We start from the raw sequence: 1,777 nt of genomic DNA, 5'->3' as shown, positions 1-1,777 counted from the left end.
CTCGCCGCGGCAGGGGTGCGGTATCGTCCCCTTGACGGGCCGGAGCCCGGACAGCGCCGCCCCGGCGTGCCGGGGAAGCCACTCACGATCGAGGCTCGGGAGCAGATCGTCGCGGGGCTCGTGGAGCGTCTCATCGAGCGCTCGAAGACGGTCGTCGCCGACGACCCGAAGTAATGTAACGTTTCGGTAACCCTCCTCGCGCGTCCGCGAGCGGAGGTTGCGCAATTTTTGTTCGTAAGGTCTACTAACAAACATGTCCGTTTCGGATGAACAGCGTTCCGCATCGCCGTCAGAGTACGTCGGTGCGAATGCGCACGCCTTCGGCCCAGGGCGCCACCTGCGCTCGCGATCCAAGGTGCTGCCCGAGCACGCCCGCGGTCACAACCGCGCCCTGGTGCTGCAGACTCTGTACCACGCAGGGGCGATGAGTCGCGCCGACCTCTCCCGGGAGACGGGGCTCACGCGGGTCACCATCTCCGACCTGGTCGCCGAGTTCATCGCCGATGGGATCGTCATCGAGATGGGCGTGCGCGAGGCCGTCGGCCCGGGCAAGCCGCCCATCCTCATCGACATCGACCGGTTCGGTCACCAAATCGTCGGTCTCGATCTCTCCGGACCCGACGCCTTCACCGGCGCGGTGCTGAGCCTCGACGGCGACGTGCTCGAACGACGTGCAGTGCCGCGTCCGCAGTCGCCTGACGGCGAGGCGGCGTACGCAGCCCTCCGGGAGCTCGCGCAGACCCTGGTCGCCGCATCCACCCAACCGCTGCTCGGCGTGGGCATCGGCACCCCGGGTGTCGTGCGCCCTGACGGCCTCGTCCTCAGCTCTCCCAACCTCGGCTGGACGAACTTCCCGCTCGAGGCGAAGCTCGGCGTCGATCTCGACCTGCCAGTACTCGCACGCAACGACGCCAACGCGGCGGTGCTCGCCGAGTACACCTTCGGCGATGCGAAAGCCGACTTCATGCTCATCAAGATCGGCAAGGGCGTCGGAGCCGGCCTCATCACCGGCAGCCAGCCGCTGCTGGGCAGCCGCTTCGCGGCGGGCGAGATCGGGCACGTGGTCGTCGGAACCGACGGCGGACCCCGCTGCGCGTGCGGAAAGGACGGCTGTCTCGAGGCGTGGCTCAGCGTCAGCCGCCTCGGTGCGGCGATCGCGGCGGAACCCGATGCGCGCGACGAGATCCTCCGCGATGCCGGAACGCGCATGGCGATCGCCATCGCTCCGATCGTCGCGGCCCTCGACCTCTCCGAGGTCGTGCTCTCCGGACCTGCCGATCTGCTCGACGGCATCCTGATCGATGCCGCGATCGAGACTCTGCACGCTCGCACCCTCGAGGGTGTTTTCGAAGACGTCGTGGTGCGCCTGACGCACCAGGAGGACATCGTCCTGCGGGGAGCCGCGGTCATGGTGCTCTCCGGGCAGCTGGGAGTGTCGTGACCGTCACCTCCACCCGCACCGGCACGACGGGCAGCGGCATCCGATGACGGGTGCAGACACGGCCGACCGCTCCGGTCGGCAGATTCGAGTGGGCCTGGACGTCGGCGGCACCAAGATCGACGCGGTGGCCGTCGACCCCTCCGGTCACATCCGCGGACGACTGCGACGACCCACCGGATGGGGCGATGACGCCGTCGTCGAGAGCATCGTGATGGCCGTGACGGCACTCGCCGACGAGAGCGGATTCCCCCTCGCCGACGTCGGCTCCGTCGGCATCGGCATCCCGGGGCTCGTCGACGCCGAGGCCGGGCGGGTGGATCACGCGGTCAACCTCGG

The 1,777-nt window shown here is 69.2% G+C and carries 2 protein-coding genes; both read left to right on the top strand.

What is annotated here, in order from left to right; translation table 11 throughout:
- Window positions 1-253: 253 nt before the first annotated feature.
- Entirely contained in the window at window positions 254-1,441 is a 1,188-nt protein-coding gene (locus KZA10_RS14080; protein WP_055870549.1) for an ROK family transcriptional regulator, read from the top strand.
- A 43-nt stretch (window positions 1,442-1,484) separates the two neighbouring features.
- Window positions 1,485-1,777: ROK family protein (locus KZA10_RS14075; RefSeq protein WP_218683190.1), on the top strand; the 293-nt coding region annotated here is incomplete at its 3' end.

Origin of the sequence: Microbacterium sp. BF1 (assembly GCF_019279095.1) — a bacterium.
Taxonomy (GTDB): Bacteria; Actinomycetota; Actinomycetes; order Actinomycetales; family Microbacteriaceae; genus Microbacterium; species Microbacterium maritypicum.
Note: the sequence above shows the minus strand (reverse complement) of the source record. Positions and strands in the feature narration are given on the sequence as shown.

Excerpts from the sequence above, each read along its gene's own strand:
- KZA10_RS14080 (WP_055870549.1), top strand. The coding sequence starts at position 254 with ATGTCCGTTTCGGATGAACAGCGTTCCGCATCGCCGTCAGAGTACGTC.